17 protein-coding genes are annotated in these 14,893 nt (G+C 71.1%); 9 read left to right on the top strand and 8 right to left on the bottom strand.

The features are described from left to right. Positions 1-5: 5 nt before the first annotated feature. On the top strand, positions 6-293 hold the full coding sequence (locus LC438_RS02705; RefSeq protein WP_146114303.1) for a hypothetical protein: 288 nt from the start codon (positions 6-8) through the stop codon (positions 291-293). Between the two features lie 45 nt (positions 294-338). Here LC438_RS02705 and LC438_RS02700 read toward each other — a convergent pair whose 3' ends face one another. Then, positions 339-2,045 (bottom strand): DUF4407 domain-containing protein, encoded by a 1,707-nt coding sequence (locus LC438_RS02700; RefSeq protein ID WP_223585762.1) that lies wholly within the window; start codon positions 2,043-2,045, stop codon positions 339-341. A 104-nt stretch (positions 2,046-2,149) separates the two neighbouring features. Between LC438_RS02700 and LC438_RS02695 the strand changes: the two genes are divergently transcribed. After that, on the top strand, positions 2,150-2,632 hold the full coding sequence (locus LC438_RS02695) for a histidine phosphatase family protein (RefSeq protein WP_223585761.1): 483 nt from the start codon (positions 2,150-2,152) through the stop codon (positions 2,630-2,632). A 136-nt stretch (positions 2,633-2,768) separates the two neighbouring features. Here LC438_RS02695 and LC438_RS02690 read toward each other — a convergent pair whose 3' ends face one another. Genes LC438_RS02690 through LC438_RS02680 form a run of 3 tightly spaced genes read right to left on the bottom strand, consistent with a single transcriptional unit; the run spans position 2,769 to position 5,450 of the window. After that, positions 2,769-3,818: an alpha/beta fold hydrolase gene (locus LC438_RS02690; protein ID WP_223585760.1), complete on the bottom strand. Its 1,050-nt coding sequence runs from the start codon at positions 3,816-3,818 to the stop codon at positions 2,769-2,771. Positions 3,819-3,846: 28 nt separating this feature from the next. Continuing rightward, positions 3,847-4,683 (bottom strand): alpha/beta fold hydrolase, encoded by an 837-nt coding sequence (locus LC438_RS02685; protein WP_223585759.1) that lies wholly within the window; start codon positions 4,681-4,683, stop codon positions 3,847-3,849. Further along, positions 4,680-5,450 (bottom strand): 3-hydroxybutyrate dehydrogenase, encoded by a 771-nt coding sequence (locus tag LC438_RS02680; protein WP_223585758.1) that lies wholly within the window; start codon positions 5,448-5,450, stop codon positions 4,680-4,682. The genes LC438_RS02685 and LC438_RS02680 overlap by 4 nt, the downstream gene beginning before the upstream one ends. Before the next feature lie 55 nt (positions 5,451-5,505). Here LC438_RS02680 and LC438_RS02675 point away from each other — a divergent pair, with 55 nt between their 5' ends. Then, positions 5,506-6,417, top strand: a complete 912-nt coding sequence (locus tag LC438_RS02675; protein WP_223585757.1) for a LysR family transcriptional regulator — start codon at positions 5,506-5,508, stop codon at positions 6,415-6,417. Between the two features lie 647 nt (positions 6,418-7,064). Here LC438_RS02675 and LC438_RS02670 read toward each other — a convergent pair. After that, entirely contained in the window at positions 7,065-7,634 is a 570-nt protein-coding gene (locus tag LC438_RS02670) for a TetR/AcrR family transcriptional regulator (protein WP_105674366.1), read from the bottom strand. Positions 7,635-7,698: 64 nt separating this feature from the next. On the opposite strand from LC438_RS02670, the gene LC438_RS02665 reads away from it, so the two are divergent. Beyond that, entirely contained in the window at positions 7,699-8,334 is a 636-nt protein-coding gene (locus tag LC438_RS02665; protein ID WP_223585756.1) for an NAD(P)H-dependent oxidoreductase, read from the top strand. 241 nt (positions 8,335-8,575) lie between these two features. Here LC438_RS02665 and rlmN read toward each other — a convergent pair whose 3' ends face one another. After that, on the bottom strand, positions 8,576-9,856 hold the full coding sequence (gene rlmN, locus LC438_RS02660) for a 23S rRNA (adenine(2503)-C(2))-methyltransferase RlmN (RefSeq protein WP_223585755.1): 1,281 nt from the start codon (positions 9,854-9,856) through the stop codon (positions 8,576-8,578). Positions 9,857-9,927: 71 nt separating this feature from the next. Here rlmN and LC438_RS02655 point away from each other — a divergent pair, with 71 nt between their 5' ends. From LC438_RS02655 to LC438_RS02645, 3 genes are read left to right on the top strand one after another with little or no spacing between them, the layout of a single operon-like run. After that, the gene (locus tag LC438_RS02655; RefSeq protein WP_223585754.1) at positions 9,928-10,467 is read left to right on the top strand and encodes a ribosomal protein L7/L12; all 540 of its coding nucleotides are present in this window, start codon (positions 9,928-9,930) and stop codon (positions 10,465-10,467) included. Positions 10,468-10,498: 31 nt separating this feature from the next. Continuing rightward, complete coding sequence (locus LC438_RS02650; RefSeq protein WP_223585753.1) at positions 10,499-11,200, top strand: ankyrin repeat domain-containing protein; 702 nt, start codon at positions 10,499-10,501, stop codon at positions 11,198-11,200. Next, on the top strand, positions 11,197-11,946 hold the full coding sequence (locus LC438_RS02645) for a sulfite exporter TauE/SafE family protein (RefSeq protein ID WP_223585752.1): 750 nt from the start codon (positions 11,197-11,199) through the stop codon (positions 11,944-11,946). Before LC438_RS02650 ends, LC438_RS02645 begins: the two co-directional genes overlap by 4 nt. A gap of 34 nt (positions 11,947-11,980) precedes the next feature. Here the strand turns inward: LC438_RS02645 and LC438_RS02640 are convergent, their stop codons facing one another. Both LC438_RS02640 and LC438_RS02635 read right to left on the bottom strand, forming a co-directional pair. After that, positions 11,981-12,811, bottom strand: coding sequence for an NAD(P)-dependent oxidoreductase (locus tag LC438_RS02640; protein WP_223585751.1), 831 nt, complete (start codon positions 12,809-12,811; stop codon positions 11,981-11,983). A gap of 96 nt (positions 12,812-12,907) precedes the next feature. Continuing rightward, positions 12,908-13,669, bottom strand: coding sequence for an SDR family NAD(P)-dependent oxidoreductase (locus LC438_RS02635; protein WP_105674232.1), 762 nt, complete (start codon positions 13,667-13,669; stop codon positions 12,908-12,910). Positions 13,670-13,799: 130 nt separating this feature from the next. On the opposite strand from LC438_RS02635, the gene LC438_RS02630 reads away from it, so the two are divergent. Both LC438_RS02630 and LC438_RS02625 read left to right on the top strand, forming a co-directional pair. Beyond that, complete coding sequence (locus LC438_RS02630; RefSeq protein ID WP_105674234.1) at positions 13,800-14,171, top strand: DUF488 domain-containing protein; 372 nt, start codon at positions 13,800-13,802, stop codon at positions 14,169-14,171. Continuing rightward, positions 14,168-14,893, top strand: coding sequence for an aminoglycoside 3'-phosphotransferase (locus tag LC438_RS02625; RefSeq protein WP_105674236.1), 726 nt, complete (start codon positions 14,168-14,170; stop codon positions 14,891-14,893). Before LC438_RS02630 ends, LC438_RS02625 begins: the two co-directional genes overlap by 4 nt.

Here is a 14,893-nt window from a genome sequence, read left to right as displayed (position 1 = left end):
GACCAATGAGCACACCATTGACCACCGCATCCTCGGATCTTGCGCCAATCAGCCCCGATTGGACCATCGCCGAGCTCGTCGATTGGCTCGCCGACGACTCCCGCCAGCACGACCCCGGTCTGCAGCATCCGCTCTCGCTGATCGAGCGAGCCCTCACCGCGGAACCCTGGTCGGGAGTGCCGTCCACCGTCGCCCTGATCCGCTCGATCTCCGCCGCCGCACGCACGCGCGGCTCCGTCACGGTCGCCGAGCTCCTGCTGCCGTCGCCAATGGAGCTGTCGCTCGTCGCCTAGGCGGTAAGCCGTCGCGCCGGACCGATCATTCGACGCGGGAATAGATCACCCGACGCGAGCTGCGGCTTCTGCGGCAGGATCGGCGTCCGGATCGCCCGCCACGGCAGTCTCAGACTCGACCACCGGCGCGGTCACCGCATCCGCATCCGCCGCCTCGGCCGCACGCGCGCCTTCGGACTCGGCCTGCGCGGCCCGGCGCTGCTCCGCCCGCGTCAGCGGCTGCTGAGCGGACTCGGCATCCGCCCTCGTCGCGATCTCCGCGGACTGCACGGCCACGATGTCCGCACGGTCGCGGAAGCCCTCCGCCGTCACCTTGTCGAGCGCGACCTGCTTGCGGATCGCCGCGGCCTTCTCGTACAGGGTCGGGTCGCCGTAGCTCGTGAGCACCTTCACCAGCACCGGAAGCAGCTCGATCATGAAGAACAGCGCCGCGATCAGCCAGTGCGCCCACAGGATCGTCGGCTCCTTCTCGCTGAGCCGGTTCAGCCCGCTGATCTGACTCAGCAGGCCGATGGCGCCCGCGTTGCCCTGGGCCACGGCATCCGCCCGCGTGTTGTACGCGGCGAGCGCGGCGTCGTAGCTCTTCTGCGCGGCGGGGAGCTGCGACTCGGCCTCCTCGCGGTTCTGCTTCTCGGAGGACGCGGTGTTCTCCTTGGCCGACGTGCCCGCGGTCGCGAGGTCGTCGTTCGCCGTGCGCAGCTGCGCGGCGAGCGCGTCGTAGGTCTGCTGGGCCTCGGCGAGCTGGGCCTTCGCGGCATCCGAGCTCGCGCCCTGCCCGTTCACGCCCGTGCAGCCGGGCACGGTGCCGGCGCCCTCACCTGTGAGCTCGCACTGGTACAGCACGCGCGCCTGGTCGATCACGGCCTGCTGCGCCGTCATCTTGGCGGTGAGGTCGTCGACGGTCGCCTGCGCGGCGGCCTCGCTCGCCGACGCGGAATCGGTGCCGGCGACGATGCCCGTCGCGGCCTGGTTCTGCAGCTCGGCGAGGCGGTCGGATGCCGCGTCGAGCGCCTTCTTCTCGGGCCCGGACTCCAGCGCGTCCTGATCGGACTGCGCCTGGGTGATGTTGGTCGACGCGACCTCGCGGGCGATGTCGTTGTGGAAGATCTGGAGCACGAGCGGTTCGGCGACGACGAAGCCGATGATCGCCGCCATGATCACTCGCGGGATCGCCAGACCGATGAGCCGCCAGACGTTCTTCGTCGACGCCATGGTCGAGGTGAGGAAGCGGTCGAGGTTGAAGATGATGAGCGCCCACACGATCGCGAGCGGCACGGCCAGCCAGATCGCCGCCTGCACACCCGTGGTCAGGGCGAAGAGCATCGAGATCGCCGAGACCAGGGCGGTGCCGGCGAGCACGAAGAACATCTGCACGAAGCGGGGGGTCTCACCGGGGACCCGGTCGAGGATCTCCCCCTCGGCCCCGCCGAGGATCGCGAGCGTGCGCATGCGCGATCCGCGCACGCGCGGCTTCTTCTCCCGCTTCGGCCGCGGGGCCCTCGGCGTCTTCTCCCGAGGAGCGGATGCCGCGGCATCCGGGTCGCGCTCAGGCTCCGCGTCTGCCGGATCGATGACGGCCGTCGGGTTCGTCGCCGTGTCTGCGGCGTCGCTCGACGCACCGCCGCCGGACGGCTCGAACGCCCGGAGGAAGTCGAGGTCCTCGTCGGTGACCGAGCCCCCTGGGGCGTCGGACTCGAACGAGATCCGCCCCTGGGAATCCATCTGCCCGGGGCGATGCGCAGAGTAAGCCATCCTTCGAGGGTAGGAAACTCCGCCTGTGCATCGCCCGGACGATACCTGCGAGGCGCTCTCAGGTTGGGAGTGCGCCAGGGCCGCGACGGTGCCAGGCTGGACGCGTGAAGACGCTGCTGCTCGCCCGCCACGCGAAGTCCGACTGGGGCGTTCCCGGTCTGTCCGACCACGATCGTCCGCTGAACTCCCGCGGTCGCCGCGACGCGCCCGTCATGGCGCGGCGGCTGGTCGACGAGGGCATCCCGCTCGACCGCGTCGTGTCGAGCAGCGCCGTGCGCGCACGGAGCACCGCCGCCGAGTACGCCGCGGCCTTCGGACTCGGCATCGTCGAGGAGCCGCTGCTGTACGCGGCATCCGTCCGCTCGATCCTCGCGATCGCGTCAGCGCTGCCCGAGGAGAGCAGCGTCGCGATGCTCGTCGGGCACAACCCCGGCATGAGCGACGCGGTCGCGGAGCTCACGGGCGACTGGGCGGTGCTTCCGACGTGCGCCGTCGCGGAGTGCGCCGTCGACGTCGACACGTGGGCCGAGCTCGTCGAGAGCTCAGGTCGCCTGCTGCGCCTGCGCACCCCTCGCGACGGCGACTAGCCTCGCCGTCCCGCGTCCCGCGTCACGACACCCCGCGAGTGCACGGGATCCCGCCGAACGCACGGGACGTTCACGTCGACAGACCGCGCACTCGTCGACATCACGGGAAGTCGACGCGCAAGAACGCCCGCGCCCGTCACGCGCCGATGTGGCGCACGAGCTCCGCGACGAAGACCTCGGGCTCGTCGAGATGCGGGGCGTGACCGGCATCCGCCAGCGCCACCTCGCGGTAGACGCCGCCCGCACTCGCGTACCGGTCGAGCACGGCCCTGGTCTGCGTGATCATGGGCTGCGGCGGGGCGATGTCGACGCCGGGCCAGCCCGGGATCACCCCGAGCAGGCCGAGCTGGTTGAGGTCGAAGAACGAGGCGTCCGAGACGATCGCGTCCTTGTCGCCGTGGATCCACAGGATCGGCGGCTTCACCGCGAGGTCGACGATGCCCGACGCGTCGAAGTGCTGCGGCGCCATCGTGTTGAGCACGCCGCGGGTGCCGGCGGCGAAGCCGGGCCAGTTCTCGGATGCCGCGGCATCTCCGGGGTAGTTGTCGACGCCCGTCCTCGTGGTGAGCATCGAGGCGACCCAGGCGTCTTCATGGGCCTCCTGCTGCTCGGGCTTCGCGACGTACGCGGTGCGGTAGACCGTGCGCGGCGAGGTCTGCTCGTCTGCGCTCGTGTCGCCCGCCTCCAGCCGGGCCACGAAGTCGGGGTTGGCGCCCCCGCCGCCGGTGCCGGCGCCGTCGGCGTCGTTGCGGATGCCGTCAGGACCGTGCGTGCCTCCGAAGCCGTAGGGCGACACCGGAGCCTCCAGGGTGAGCGACAGCACGCGCTCAGGGGCGTCCAGCGCGGCCTGCATCACGACGCCGCCGCCCATGCTCCAGCCGACGAGATGCACGGCGTCGAGCCCGAGGGCGTCGAGCACCGAGAGCACGTCGTCGGAGAAGTCCCTCAGCCCGCGGGTCGCATCGACCGGCTTGGTCTCGCTGTCGCCGAACCCGCGCAGGTCGATCGCCAGGGCGCGCACCCCGTCGGGGAGGGCGAGCATGGTCGGCTGGTAGAACGCGGCCGATGACACGTTGCCGTGCACGAAGACGACCGCCGGCCCCTCGCCCGGCCGTTCGAGAACGTTCGCGACGTAGCGCGGGGTCTCGACGCGGTGGGCCGTGATGCCCTCGAATGCAGTGCTCATGTCGACTCCTTCGTCGGTGATCTTCGGCTCAGGCGGGTCGCGTGGCCAGGGCGGATGCCGCGACGCGGGAGGCCCCGCGGTCGGCGAACAGGATCGTGTAGTGGTTCACGTCGTCGATCTCGACGACCTCCAGCTGGGGCACGAGAGAACGGAAGCCCTCGAGAGCGCCGGGGGCGTACAGCGGTTCGGCGTCGGTCAGACCGCGCGGAGCCCGCAGCACCGTGACCGGCATCCGCAGCGATCGGAGCGCCTCGACGTACCACGCGGGCCCGTAGAGCTCCGCGCCGTCCTCGATCATGGCCGCGGCCACGGTCGATGCACGGGTGCCGTCGAGGTCGTAGCGTGCGTAGTCCTCCACGACGTCGGACCAGTCCCGCGAGAAGGCCGGATGCTGCCGCCAGAACCCGAGGTAGGCGTCGGCATCGGCGAAGTCCATCTCCAGCCGTCGCGCGGCAGGACCGAGGAGCGCGGCGATGTCGAGGTCGTCGGCGCTCTCCGCACCGGACGGGAGCGCGAGCGGGAACCCTCCGTCGACCAGCACGAGCCGCTCGACGAGGTCGGGGCGCTGCGCGGCGAGCATCACGACGACGAACGCCCCCATGGAATGCCCGAGGACGATGCGCGGCTCGCCGCCGTCGGCGTCGAGCAGGTCGGCGAGGTCGTCGGCGTGCCGGCGGAGGCCGTAGGGCCCTGGCAGTCGGTTGCTGCGTCCGCGCCCTCGCAGGTCGGGAGCGAGGAGGGGGTGCTCGTCGAGGTGCGACGCGACGGCTCCCCAGGAGCGGCCGTTCGCGGTGATGCCGTGCACGGCCAGCATCGCCCGCTCGTCGGTCGTACGCCCGTACGACGTGGTCGCGAGTCCGCTCATCGTGCGCTCCATCCGCCGTCCATCACGTACGACGAACCGGTGACCGACGTCGACGTCGCACCGCACAGCCACAGCGCGAGGTCGGCGACCTCATCGGGCTCCAGCAGGCGCTTGATCGCGGACTCGACGAGCATCACCTTCTCGATGACCTCGGACTCGGGGATGCCGTGCGCCCTGGCCTGGTCGGCGATCTGCGTCTCGACGAGCGGGGTGCGCACGTAGCCGGGGTTGATGCAGTTGCTGGTCACCCCGTGCTCCGCCCCCTCGAGGGCGGTGACCTTGGACAGCCCCTCCAGCGCATGCTTCGCCGTGACGTACGCCGACTTGAACGCGGAGGCGCGGATGCCGTGCACCGAGCTGATGTTGACGATGCGGCCCCAGCCGCGCTCGTACATGCCGGGGAGCACAGCGCGGGTGAGGAGGAAGGGCGCGGTGACCATGATGTCGAGCATCCGGCGGAACGTCGCCGGATCGAAGTCCACGATCGGGGCGACGGTCTGGATGCCGGCGTTGTTGACGAGGATGTCGGCGTCGAACGACCGCGCTGCGAGTCCGTCGAGGTCGCCGAGGTCGAGCGCGAGCGGCTCTCCCCCGATCTCCGCGGCGACCGCTGCGGCGCCCTCGGCGTCCCGGTCGACGACGATCACCCGGGCTCCCGCCGCCGCCAGGGCGGTCGCGCACGCGGCACCGATCCCGCTCGCAGCCCCCGTCACGAGCGCGGTCCTCCCGCCCAGATCGGTGCCGTGCGCGGTCCCCAGCTTCTTCATCACATGTGCAGATTAGTTCAGCGTCATGGGCAAGCGAATGTGCAAAACTGCACAGATGATGGCGCATTTCCCTGCACCGCCGCTGAGCGCTGACGACCTCCTCGTGCTCCTCGCCGTCGCGCGCAGCGGGCGGTTCACCACCGCCGGTCAGCGTCTCGGACTCAACCACACCACGATCGCCCGCCGCATCGCCGCACTCGAGGCGCAGCTGGGCGGCCGCGTGCTCTCGCGCGACGGCGGCAGCTGGGAGGTCACGCCGCTCGGCACCCGCGCGCTCGCTGCGGCCGAGGCCGTGGAGCAGGCGCTGGGCGGGCTCGACGACGGCGGCGGTGATCGCATCGAGGGCCTCATCCGCCTCTCGGCGACCGACGGCTTCAGCGGCTTCGTCGCGGCCCCGGCGATGGCGGCGCTGCAGCAGCGGCATCCGGGCATCGCCCTGGAGATCGTCACGGGCACCCGTCAGGCCTCGCAGCAGCGCGGCGCCGCCGACCTGGAGGTCGTGGTCGGGCGACCCCAGGTGCACAGAGCCAAGGCCGTGCACCTCGCCGACTACGCGCTCGGCCTCTACGCGAGCAGGGACTTCCTCCGCCGGCATCCGACCCCCGCCTCCCCCGATGACCTCGTCGGTCAGCCGCTCGTGTACTTCATCGAGTCGATGCTGCACGTCGATTCGCTCGACGACGCCCGCCGCGTCGTCCCCGGCATGACGGATGCCGTCGCCAGCACCAACGTGTACGTGCACGTCGATGCGACCAGGGGCGGCGCAGGGTTCGGGCTGCTGCCGGTCTTCCTGGCCGACCAGCACGACGATCTCGTGCGCGTGCTGCCGGAGCGGATCGAGCAGCGCCTGCCCTACTGGCTCGTCACGCGGCCCGACGCCCTGCAGCAGCGCTCCGTCGCCGCCTTCCTGGAGGCCCTGCACGAGCGCCTCGACGACGTGAGGGGCGTGCTGGTCGGCGAGGCCTGACCCCCGCGCCTCCCGCCTCCTCCCGGCGGCGCCGCCGGGCGCCGGGTCGCGGAGTTGTTGAGTTGCGGAGTTCTCGTGTCCCCGAGTTCCCGTGTCCCCGCGTCGCCGCTTCGCCGCTTCGCCGCTTCGTCGAGTGCACGGCATCCCGCCGAGTGCACGGGAACTCCACGCCGACAACCCATGCGTTCGGCGACTGCACGCGAAGTCGACGCACGAGACGCGGTACGGAGGCACCCCGCGCAACCCCACCGAGCGGTACCGAGTGCACGGCACCCCTCCGAATGCACGGGAACTCCACACCGACAACCCGTGCACTCGCCGACAGCACACGAAGTCGACGCACGACACCACGACCCCCGGAGCCGCAACCCCACCGACCGGCACCGAGCGCACGGCATCCCACCGAATGCACGGGAACCTCACGTCGACACCCCGTGCACGCGAAGTCGACACGAGAGACGCGGCACCGAGGCACCGAGCTGAGCCCGCAACCCCACCAAGCAGCACCGGGTGCACGGCATCCCGCCGAGTGCACGGGAACTCCACGTCGACAACCCGTGCGTTCGGCGAGTGCACGCGAAGTCGACGCGCGAGACGCGACGCGCGCGACGCGCGACGCGCGAGACGCGAGATAACGCGGGGGCCGGTCAGGCGGGGAGCATGCGACGGATGCTGGCGGCGCAGGCGGCGAGCGCCGCGTCCAGGGGGAAGTGACCAGCGGCGCAGAGGGTGCCGAGTCCGTGCACGAGACCCCAGATGCCGAGGACGTCTTCGGCATCCGAGAGGCCGGCGGCGATGGATGCCGCGCCGAGGAGCTGTTCGAGCTCGACGATCAGCGGGCCCATGGTCGCGCTGGGCTCCCCCGGGATGCAGACGGTCGGGTCGTAGACGACGTCGAAGCCGTGCGGATGCTCCACGGCGAAGCGCAGGTATGCGGAGCCCCCGGCGATCAGCGCGGCGACCGGATCCGGAGCGCCGGCGACGGCGGAGCGGACGGAGTCGACGAGCTCGGCCATGCTGCGCTCGGCGAGCACCTTCAGCAGCCCTCGCCGGTCGGCGAAGTGGTGGTACGGCGCGTTGTGGCTCACGTCCGCGGCACGGGCGACCTCGCGAAGGCTGATCTCCTGCGCCGGCTTCTCGGCGAGCAGCTGCATCGCGGCGCTCTCCAGCGCATGAGCGAGATCGCCGTGGTGATAGCCCGACCGAGAACTTGACACGAGCAACATCCTCTCGTATCTTGACACTGTCCAGCAAGTTGACACTGTCCAGATAGGAGACGCGATGTCCACCGCACTCGTCATCGACGGCCACCCCGACGCCCGATCCCTCACGGCCGAACTCGCCCGCCGCTACGCCGCCGCCCACGGAGACGCCCGCGTGCTCGCGCTGCGCGACCTCGACTTCGACCCGTCGCTGCGCTACGGATACCGGGAGCGCATGACCCTCGAGCCCGATCTCGTCGACGCCAAGCAGGCGCTGCACGAGGCGGAGACGATCGTGGTGTTCACCCCGCTGTGGTGGGGGTCCGTCCCCGCGATCCTCAAGGGCTTCTTCGACCGCGCGCTGCTGCCCCAACAGGAGTACCGGTACACGCGGCTCGGCCTGCCGGAGGGGCTGCTCGACGCCTCGTCCGGGCGGCTGTTCCTCCTCGCGGACACCCCGTGGTACCTCGCACCGTTCACCGGGCTCCCCGCGCAGACCCACGTCGCCCGCGGCACGATGCGGTTCTGCGGCATCCGCTCGGTGCGGACGCACCGGATGCTCGGGGTCAAGGACGCGACTCCCGCCCGCATCTCCGCCTGGCTCGACCGGGCCTCAGCCCTCGGCCGCCGCGACGGCGCCCGCACATCGGCGCGGGCCCAGGGCACGATCCCGGCGATGACGCCACCCGCTCTGGCCGAGAGCACGGCATCCTGACGTCGACACGACGCTCAGAGGTTCACAACTCCTCATAGTTCCGCCGTGCGAGCGCAGAATGGGCCGGATCCGCGAGGATCCGGCCCATTCTTGAGGAGTTGTGAACCTCTCACCGGCGAGACGACGAGGCCGGCGCCGAGTTCACGCGAACTCGCCGACCCCACGGCATCCTGACGCACACGACCCGTGCACTCGCCAACTGCATGCGAAGTCGGCACACCTGGGAAGGATGCCGCGTGGCTCAGGCCATCGCGGCCGACGCGGCCTCGTCCTCCGTGGTCGCGACGAGCTGACCGCAGGCGCCGTCGATCTCCTTGCCGCGGGTGTCGCGGAGGGTCGTCGGGATGCCGGCGTCGTTGAGTCGCCGCACGAACTCGTTCTGCACCGACGGCTCGGACGACGTCCAGATCGAACCGGGCGTCGGGTTCAGCGGGATCGGGTTGACGTGCACCCAGCCGCGACCGCGCTCGTTGAGCTTGTCTGCGAGCAGGTCGGCACGCCACGCGTGGTCGTTCATGTCCTTGATGAGCGCGTACTCGATCGAGACGCGACGACCGGTCTTGGCGTAGTACTCATAGGCGGCGTCGAGCGCCTCGTCGACCTTCCAGCGGGAGTTCACCGGGATGAGCTCGTCGCGCAGGTGGTCGTCGGGCGCGTGCAGCGAGAGCGCGAACGTCACGGGGATGCCCTCGTCGGCGAGCTTCTTGATCGCCGGGACGAGGCCGACGGTCGAGACCGTGATGCCGCGAGCGCTCATGCCCAGGCCGTCGGGCTGCGGCGCGACCATGATGCGCACGGCGTCCATCACCCGCTTGTAGTTCGCGAGCGGCTCCCCCATGCCCATGAAGACGATGTTCGAGACGCGCTCCATCGAGTGGTCGTCGGCCTTCTTGCCGCCGAGGCCGCCCTCGGCGATCAGACGGTTGGCGCGCACGATCTGCTCGATGATCTCGGCGGTCGACATGTTGCGCGTGAGTCCGGCCTGACCGGTGGCGCAGAACGGGCAGTTCATGCCGCAGCCGGCCTGGCTCGACACGCACAGCGTGATGCGGCCCGGGTAGCGCATGAGCACCGACTCGACGAGCGCGCCGTCGTGCAGGCGCCACAGGAACTTGATCGTGTCGCCGCGGTCGGTCTCCAGGCGGCGCACCTCGGTGAGCAGCGGCGGCAGCATGCCCGCGACGAGGTCGCCGCGGATGCCGGCGGGCAGGTCGGTCATCTGCTCGGCATCCGAGGTGTAGTGGCGGAAGTAGTGGGTCGCCAGCTGCTTCGCGCGGAAGCCGGGGAGCCCCAGCCCCTTGACCTTCTCGACGCGCTCCTCGGGCGTGAGGTCGGCGAGGTGCACAGGCGGCTTGCCGCGCTTGGGGCTCGCGAACTGCAGCAGCGGACGCCCCTCGGCATCCTTCTGCTGGGTCCATCCCTCGGTCGCGGGGCGCACCTGCGGAGCCTTCGTCTCTCGGATGCCTCCCTGCGGGGACGCGGATGCCGGTCGCGTCTGGCGCGTGCGGGGAGTATCGGTCATGGACTCAAGGGTACGCGGTGGCGGGTGGGAAGGCCCTGGGGCCGCGAGACTCGCCTGCATAGACTGAGCCCGTGGACTCCATCATCGTCGTCATCGTCGTCGCGGCCGTCGTCGTGGTGGGCATCGTCATCGTCGCCGCCGCCCTGCGCGGCATGCGCCCGAAGGAGCCGGAGGCGCAGGTGTACCGCCCCTCGCCGACCACGGCGCGCACGGCCCCCGCGACCTCGTCGATGAGCCCGACGTCGGGCCTCACTCCGCAGGTCGTGGCGGACATCGACCGGCTCGTCGCGTCCGACCAGAAGATCCAGGCGATCAAGCTCTACCGCCAGAGCACCGGCGTCGGCCTGAAGGAGGCGAAGGACCGCATCGACCACTGGTCGATCAGCACCACCGCGCCGCACGCCGCCGCCGTCTCGCACGCGAACGCGGCCCGCACCTCGATCACGCCGTCGTCGATCCGCGCCTCTCTGCCCGCGTCGGTCGCGGCGGACATCGACAGGCTCCTCGCCGAGGGCGCGAAGATCACCGCGATCAAGGCTCTCCGCGAGCACACCGGGGTCGGCCTCAAGGAGGCCAAGGACGCGATCGAGGCGTGGACTCCCGGACGGTAACACCGTCAGCTTCATTTGGTATACCAGAAGCATGAGAACCGGACGGATGCTGCAGGCGTTCACGATCGCCGCGGTGACACTCCTCGGCGCGACGGCGTGCACGGCATCCGCTCCGCCGTCCACGACGCACGCCGAAGGATCCGCCATGACCGCCGCCACCCACGACCTCCTCGCCGCCGCCTCCGAGGGGGATGCCGACGCCGTGCAGGCCGCCCTCGATGCGGGAGCCGAGATCGAGGCCCGCGGCGACGGCGGCATGACCGCGCTCGTCGCGGCGACCAAGAAGAACCACGTGGAGGCCGCCCGTGCGCTCATCGACGCCGGCGCCGACGTGAACGCCGCAGACGACATCCAGGACTCGGCCTACCTCTACGCCGGCGCCCGCGGACACGACGAGATCCTGCAGCTGACCCTGGAGAACGGCGCCGACCTGGGCAGCACCAACCGCTTCGGCGGCACGGCGCTCATCCCCGCGTCCGAGCGCGGGCTGCTCCGCACCGTCGAGATCCTGCTCGACGCGGGGGTCGACCCGAACCACGTCAACGACCTGAACTGGACGGCACTGCACGAGGCGATCGTGCTCGGCGACGGCTCTGCGCGCTACGCCGAAGTCGTGCGGGCGCTCATCGACGGCGGCGCCGACGTGTCGATCCGCGACGGCGACGGCGTGCTCCCCCGCGACCTCGCCGCCTCCCGCGGCTACGACGCGATCGTCGCCGAGATCGACCGGTGACCGACCTCAGCGCGTGGGCCTGGGCCGCGCTCGGCCTCGCCGCGGTCATCACCGGCCTCTCGAAGGCGGCGATCCCCGGCGGCTCCACCCTGGCCGTCGTGCTGTTCGCCGCAGTGCTGCCCGCACGCACCTCCACGGCGGCGATGCTGCTGCTCTTCATCGTCGGCGACGTCTTCGCGCTGATCGCCTACCGCCGGCACGCGCACTGGCCGACGCTGCTGCGCCTCGCCCCCGCGGTGATCGCCGGCCTCCTCGTCGGCTTCGCGTTCCTCGCGCTGGCCGGCGACGGCCTCGTGCGCAGGGCCGTCGGAGTGATCCTGCTGGTCATGATCGCGATCACGCTGTGGCGCCGTCGGCGGGAGGACCGCCGGGATGCCGCCGCCGCCCCGCGCAGCGGCATCCTGCTCTCATCGACCTACGGCGCGCTCGGCGGCTTCACGACGATGGTCGCGAACGCGGGCGGCCCGGTGATGTCGATGTACTTCCTGGCCACGCGCACCCAGGTGCAGGTGTTCCTCGGCACCTCCGCGTGGTTCTTCGCGATCGTGAACCTCGTGAAGGTGCCGTTCCTCGCGGGTCTCGGACTCTTCACGCCATCCGTGCTGCTGATGGATCTGATCCTCGCGCCGCTGGTCGTGGTCGGCGCGCTGGTCGGACTCCGCATCGCGCGGCGCATTCCGCAGGCGCTGTTCGACCGCCTCGTGATCGCGCTGACGGTCGTCGGCTCCGTGTACCTGCTGTTCTAACGCGCCCGCGCCCGCCCGCACTCGAGCGCGACGCTCAGAGGAAGATGTCGGGGAACAGACGGTCGTCCGGAGTGCCCGGGACCGCGGCGTAGCCCGAGAAGTCGGTGATGCCCTCCGCCTCCAGCACGTCTTCGACCACGAGCGTCTGTCCGGTGCACTCGGCCGCGGGCTTGAGCAGCACCGCGTACGCGGCATCCGCGTAGATGTCGGCCGTGCGGCTGGCGGCCATGACCTTGTCGCCGCCGAGCAGGTTCTGCACCGCGGCGGTGGCGATGGTCGTGCGCGGCCACAGCGTGTTCGCGGCGATGCCGTCGCGGGCGAACTCCGCGGCCAGTCCGAGCGTGACCATCGTCATGCCGAACTTCGCGAGCGTGTAGCCGGTGTGCGCGCCGAGCCACTTGGGCGTCGGGTTCAGGGGCGGCGAGAGGGAGAGGATGTGGGGGTTCGCGGCGTCCTTCAGGACGGGCACCGCCGCACGGGACAGCATGAACGTGCCGCGCACGTTGACGTCCTGCATGAGGTCGTACTTCTTCGCGCTCAGGTCGAGCGAGCGCGACAGGTCGATGACGCTGGCGTTGTTGATGACGATGTCGATGCCGCCGAACTCGCCCTGCGCCTTCAGCACCGCCTCGGTGATGTCGTCGTCGTCGCGCACGTCGCCGACGATCGGCAGCGCCTGGCCGCCCGCGGCGCGGATCTGCTCCGCCGCCGTGTGCACGGTGCCCTCGAGCTTCGGGTGCGGGGTGTCGGTCTTCGCGAGCATCGCGATGTTCGCGCCGTCCGCCGCGGCCTTCAGCGCGATGGCGAGCCCGATGCCGCGGCTGCCGCCCGACATCAGGATGGTCTTTCCTGCCAGTGTGCTCATGTCTCTCCTCGATTCCTGATTCCGGTCGCAGACCCGGTCGACGTTCCGGAGGAACGTCGACCGGTTTCGCGACCGGCACAGCTCTTCTGGGGGTGTTTACTTCGGCGCCATCCGGATCGCGCCGTCGAGGCGGATCGTCTCGCCGTTGAGGTAGCCGTTCTCGACGATCTGCTGCGCGAGGGCGGCGTACTCGTCGGGGCGGCCCAGCCGCGAGGGGAACGGCACCTGCTGGCCGAGCGAGTCCTGCGCGGCCTGCGGCAGGCCCATCAGCATGGGGGTCTCCATGATCCCGGGGGCGATGGTGCAGACGCGGATGCCGTAGCGGGCGAGCTCGCGGGCGACCGGGATGGTCATCGCGTGGACGCCGCCCTTCGACGCCGAGTAGGCGGGCTGGCCGATCTGGCCGTCGAACGCGGCGACGCTCGCGGTGTTGATGATGACGCCGCGGTCTCCGGACTCGGTGGGCTCGTTCTTCGCGATGACCGCGGATGCCTGCGACAGCACGTTGAACGTGCCGACGAGGTTGATGCGGACGACCCGCTCGAAGTCGGCGAGGACGGCGGGGTTGCCCTCGCGGTCGAGCACCTTGGCCGGCGGCGCGATGCCCGCGCAGTTCACGACGATGCGCAGCGGCGCAGCGGCCTGCGCGGCGGCGACAGCGGCCTGCACCTCATCGGCGCTCGTGACGTCGGCCGCGACGAACAGCCCGCCGAGCTCCTCCGCCAGCTCCGCGCCCTTCGAGGAGGCGAGGTCGACGATGGTGACGTGGGCGCCGGCCGCGGCGAGGCGCCGTGCCGTCGCGAGGCCGAGACCCGAGGCTCCGCCCGTGATGAGCGCGCCCTGTCCGGTGATCTGCATCTGGAGTTCTCCTTCGAACGTCGTTGCAACCGCTGGTGATACGCGGTCTCAGTGTACGTGACTCGTAGTGTCACGGCATCCGTCGTCGGCGTCCTTGCCGAAGCGACCGTGGGTGGTGTGTGCTGGACGCATGGAACTGCGTCGCAAGCGAGCCTACGACACCGCCTCGGCCGACGACGGCTTCCGCGTGCTCGTCGATCGGCTGTGGCCCCGAGGCGTCTCGAAGGAGCGCGCCGCCGTCGATCTGTGGGCGAAGGACACCGCGCCGAGCCCCGACCTCCGCCGCGACTGGCACGCGGCCCCCGACGACGAGTGGGACGTCTACGCCGACCGGTACCGCGCGCAGCTCGCGCACGAGTCTGCGGAGGCGCTGCGCGAGCTCGCCGCCGCTCTGCGCCCGCATCCGGTCGTCACCCTCGTGTACGCGGCGCACGACCCGGTGCACAACCACGCCGTCGTGCTGGAGGAGGCGCTGCGGGCGCACGGCAGGATGGAAACGTGAGCATCCCCTCCCTCGATCTCCCCGTACCCGCACGGGTCCGCGAGCTCGCGGGCGGCGCCGGTCTCGAACCGGTGTGGGTGAACGGCATCGGCGGGCTGACCTTCCGCACCGACGACGACCGCTACATCAAGTGGGGACCGCACGACACCGAGGCGAACATGCGGGACGAGGCCGAGCGGATGCGCTGGGCACGCCGGTGGATCACCGTCCCCGAGGTGATCGAGCAGGGGCAGGATGCCGAGCACGAGTGGCTCGTCACGGTGGCGCTCGATGCACGCAGCGCCGTGGATCCCCGCTGGCATGACGATCCGGAACGGGCCGTGCGCGCGGTCGGCGAGGGCCTCCGGATGCTGCATGAGAGCCTTCCCGTCGACGAGTGCCCGTGGGAGTGGAGCGTCGCAGGTCGCATCAGCGGCGCCGCCGCGCGCGGCGTGATCGTGCCGGAGAAGCTGCGGACGCACCCTCCGGTCGACAGGCTCGTGGTGTGCCACGGCGACGCCTGCATGCCCAACACGCTGCTGGACGATGCGGGCCGCCCCGTCGCGCACGTCGACCTCGCCGCGATCGGAGTCGCCGACCGTTGGGCGGACATCGCCGTCGCCGCGATGAGCACGAAGTGGAACGCCGGCCCGGGCTGGACCGACACCCTCATCGAGGCGTACGGCGTGGAGCCCGACCGTGAACGGCTCGCCTACTACCGGCGGCTGTGGAACAGGACCTGA

It is taken from the genome of Microbacterium sp. OVT16B, assembly GCF_019969705.1.
GTDB classification, from domain to species: Bacteria; Actinomycetota; Actinomycetes; order Actinomycetales; family Microbacteriaceae; genus Microbacterium; species Microbacterium natoriense.
This window is presented reverse-complemented; position numbering and strand designations above follow the sequence as displayed.

Bases quoted from the DNA above. Each gene is read 5' to 3' on its own strand.
- LC438_RS02650 (WP_223585753.1), top strand. From the start codon at position 10,499: ATGAGAACCGGACGGATGCTGCAGGCGTTCACGATCGCCGCGGTGACA.
- LC438_RS02665 (WP_223585756.1), top strand. From the start codon at position 7,699: ATGTCCACCGCACTCGTCATCGACGGCCACCCCGACGCCCGATCCCTC.
- LC438_RS02640 (WP_223585751.1), bottom strand. From the start codon at position 12,811: ATGAGCACACTGGCAGGAAAGACCATCCTGATGTCGGGCGGCAGCCGC.
- rlmN (WP_223585755.1), bottom strand. From the start codon at position 9,856: ATGACCGATACTCCCCGCACGCGCCAGACGCGACCGGCATCCGCGTCC.
- LC438_RS02700 (WP_223585762.1), bottom strand. From the start codon at position 2,045: ATGGCTTACTCTGCGCATCGCCCCGGGCAGATGGATTCCCAGGGGCGG.
- LC438_RS02690 (WP_223585760.1), bottom strand. From the start codon at position 3,818: ATGAGCACTGCATTCGAGGGCATCACGGCCCACCGCGTCGAGACCCCG.
- LC438_RS02685 (WP_223585759.1), bottom strand. From the start codon at position 4,683: ATGAGCGGACTCGCGACCACGTCGTACGGGCGTACGACCGACGAGCGG.
- LC438_RS02675 (WP_223585757.1), top strand. From the start codon at position 5,506: ATGATGGCGCATTTCCCTGCACCGCCGCTGAGCGCTGACGACCTCCTC.
- LC438_RS02680 (WP_223585758.1), bottom strand. From the start codon at position 5,450: ATGAAGAAGCTGGGGACCGCGCACGGCACCGATCTGGGCGGGAGGACC.
- LC438_RS02705 (WP_146114303.1), top strand. From the start codon at position 6: ATGAGCACACCATTGACCACCGCATCCTCGGATCTTGCGCCAATCAGC.
- LC438_RS02630 (WP_105674234.1), top strand. From the start codon at position 13,800: ATGGAACTGCGTCGCAAGCGAGCCTACGACACCGCCTCGGCCGACGAC.
- LC438_RS02635 (WP_105674232.1), bottom strand. From the start codon at position 13,669: ATGCAGATCACCGGACAGGGCGCGCTCATCACGGGCGGAGCCTCGGGT.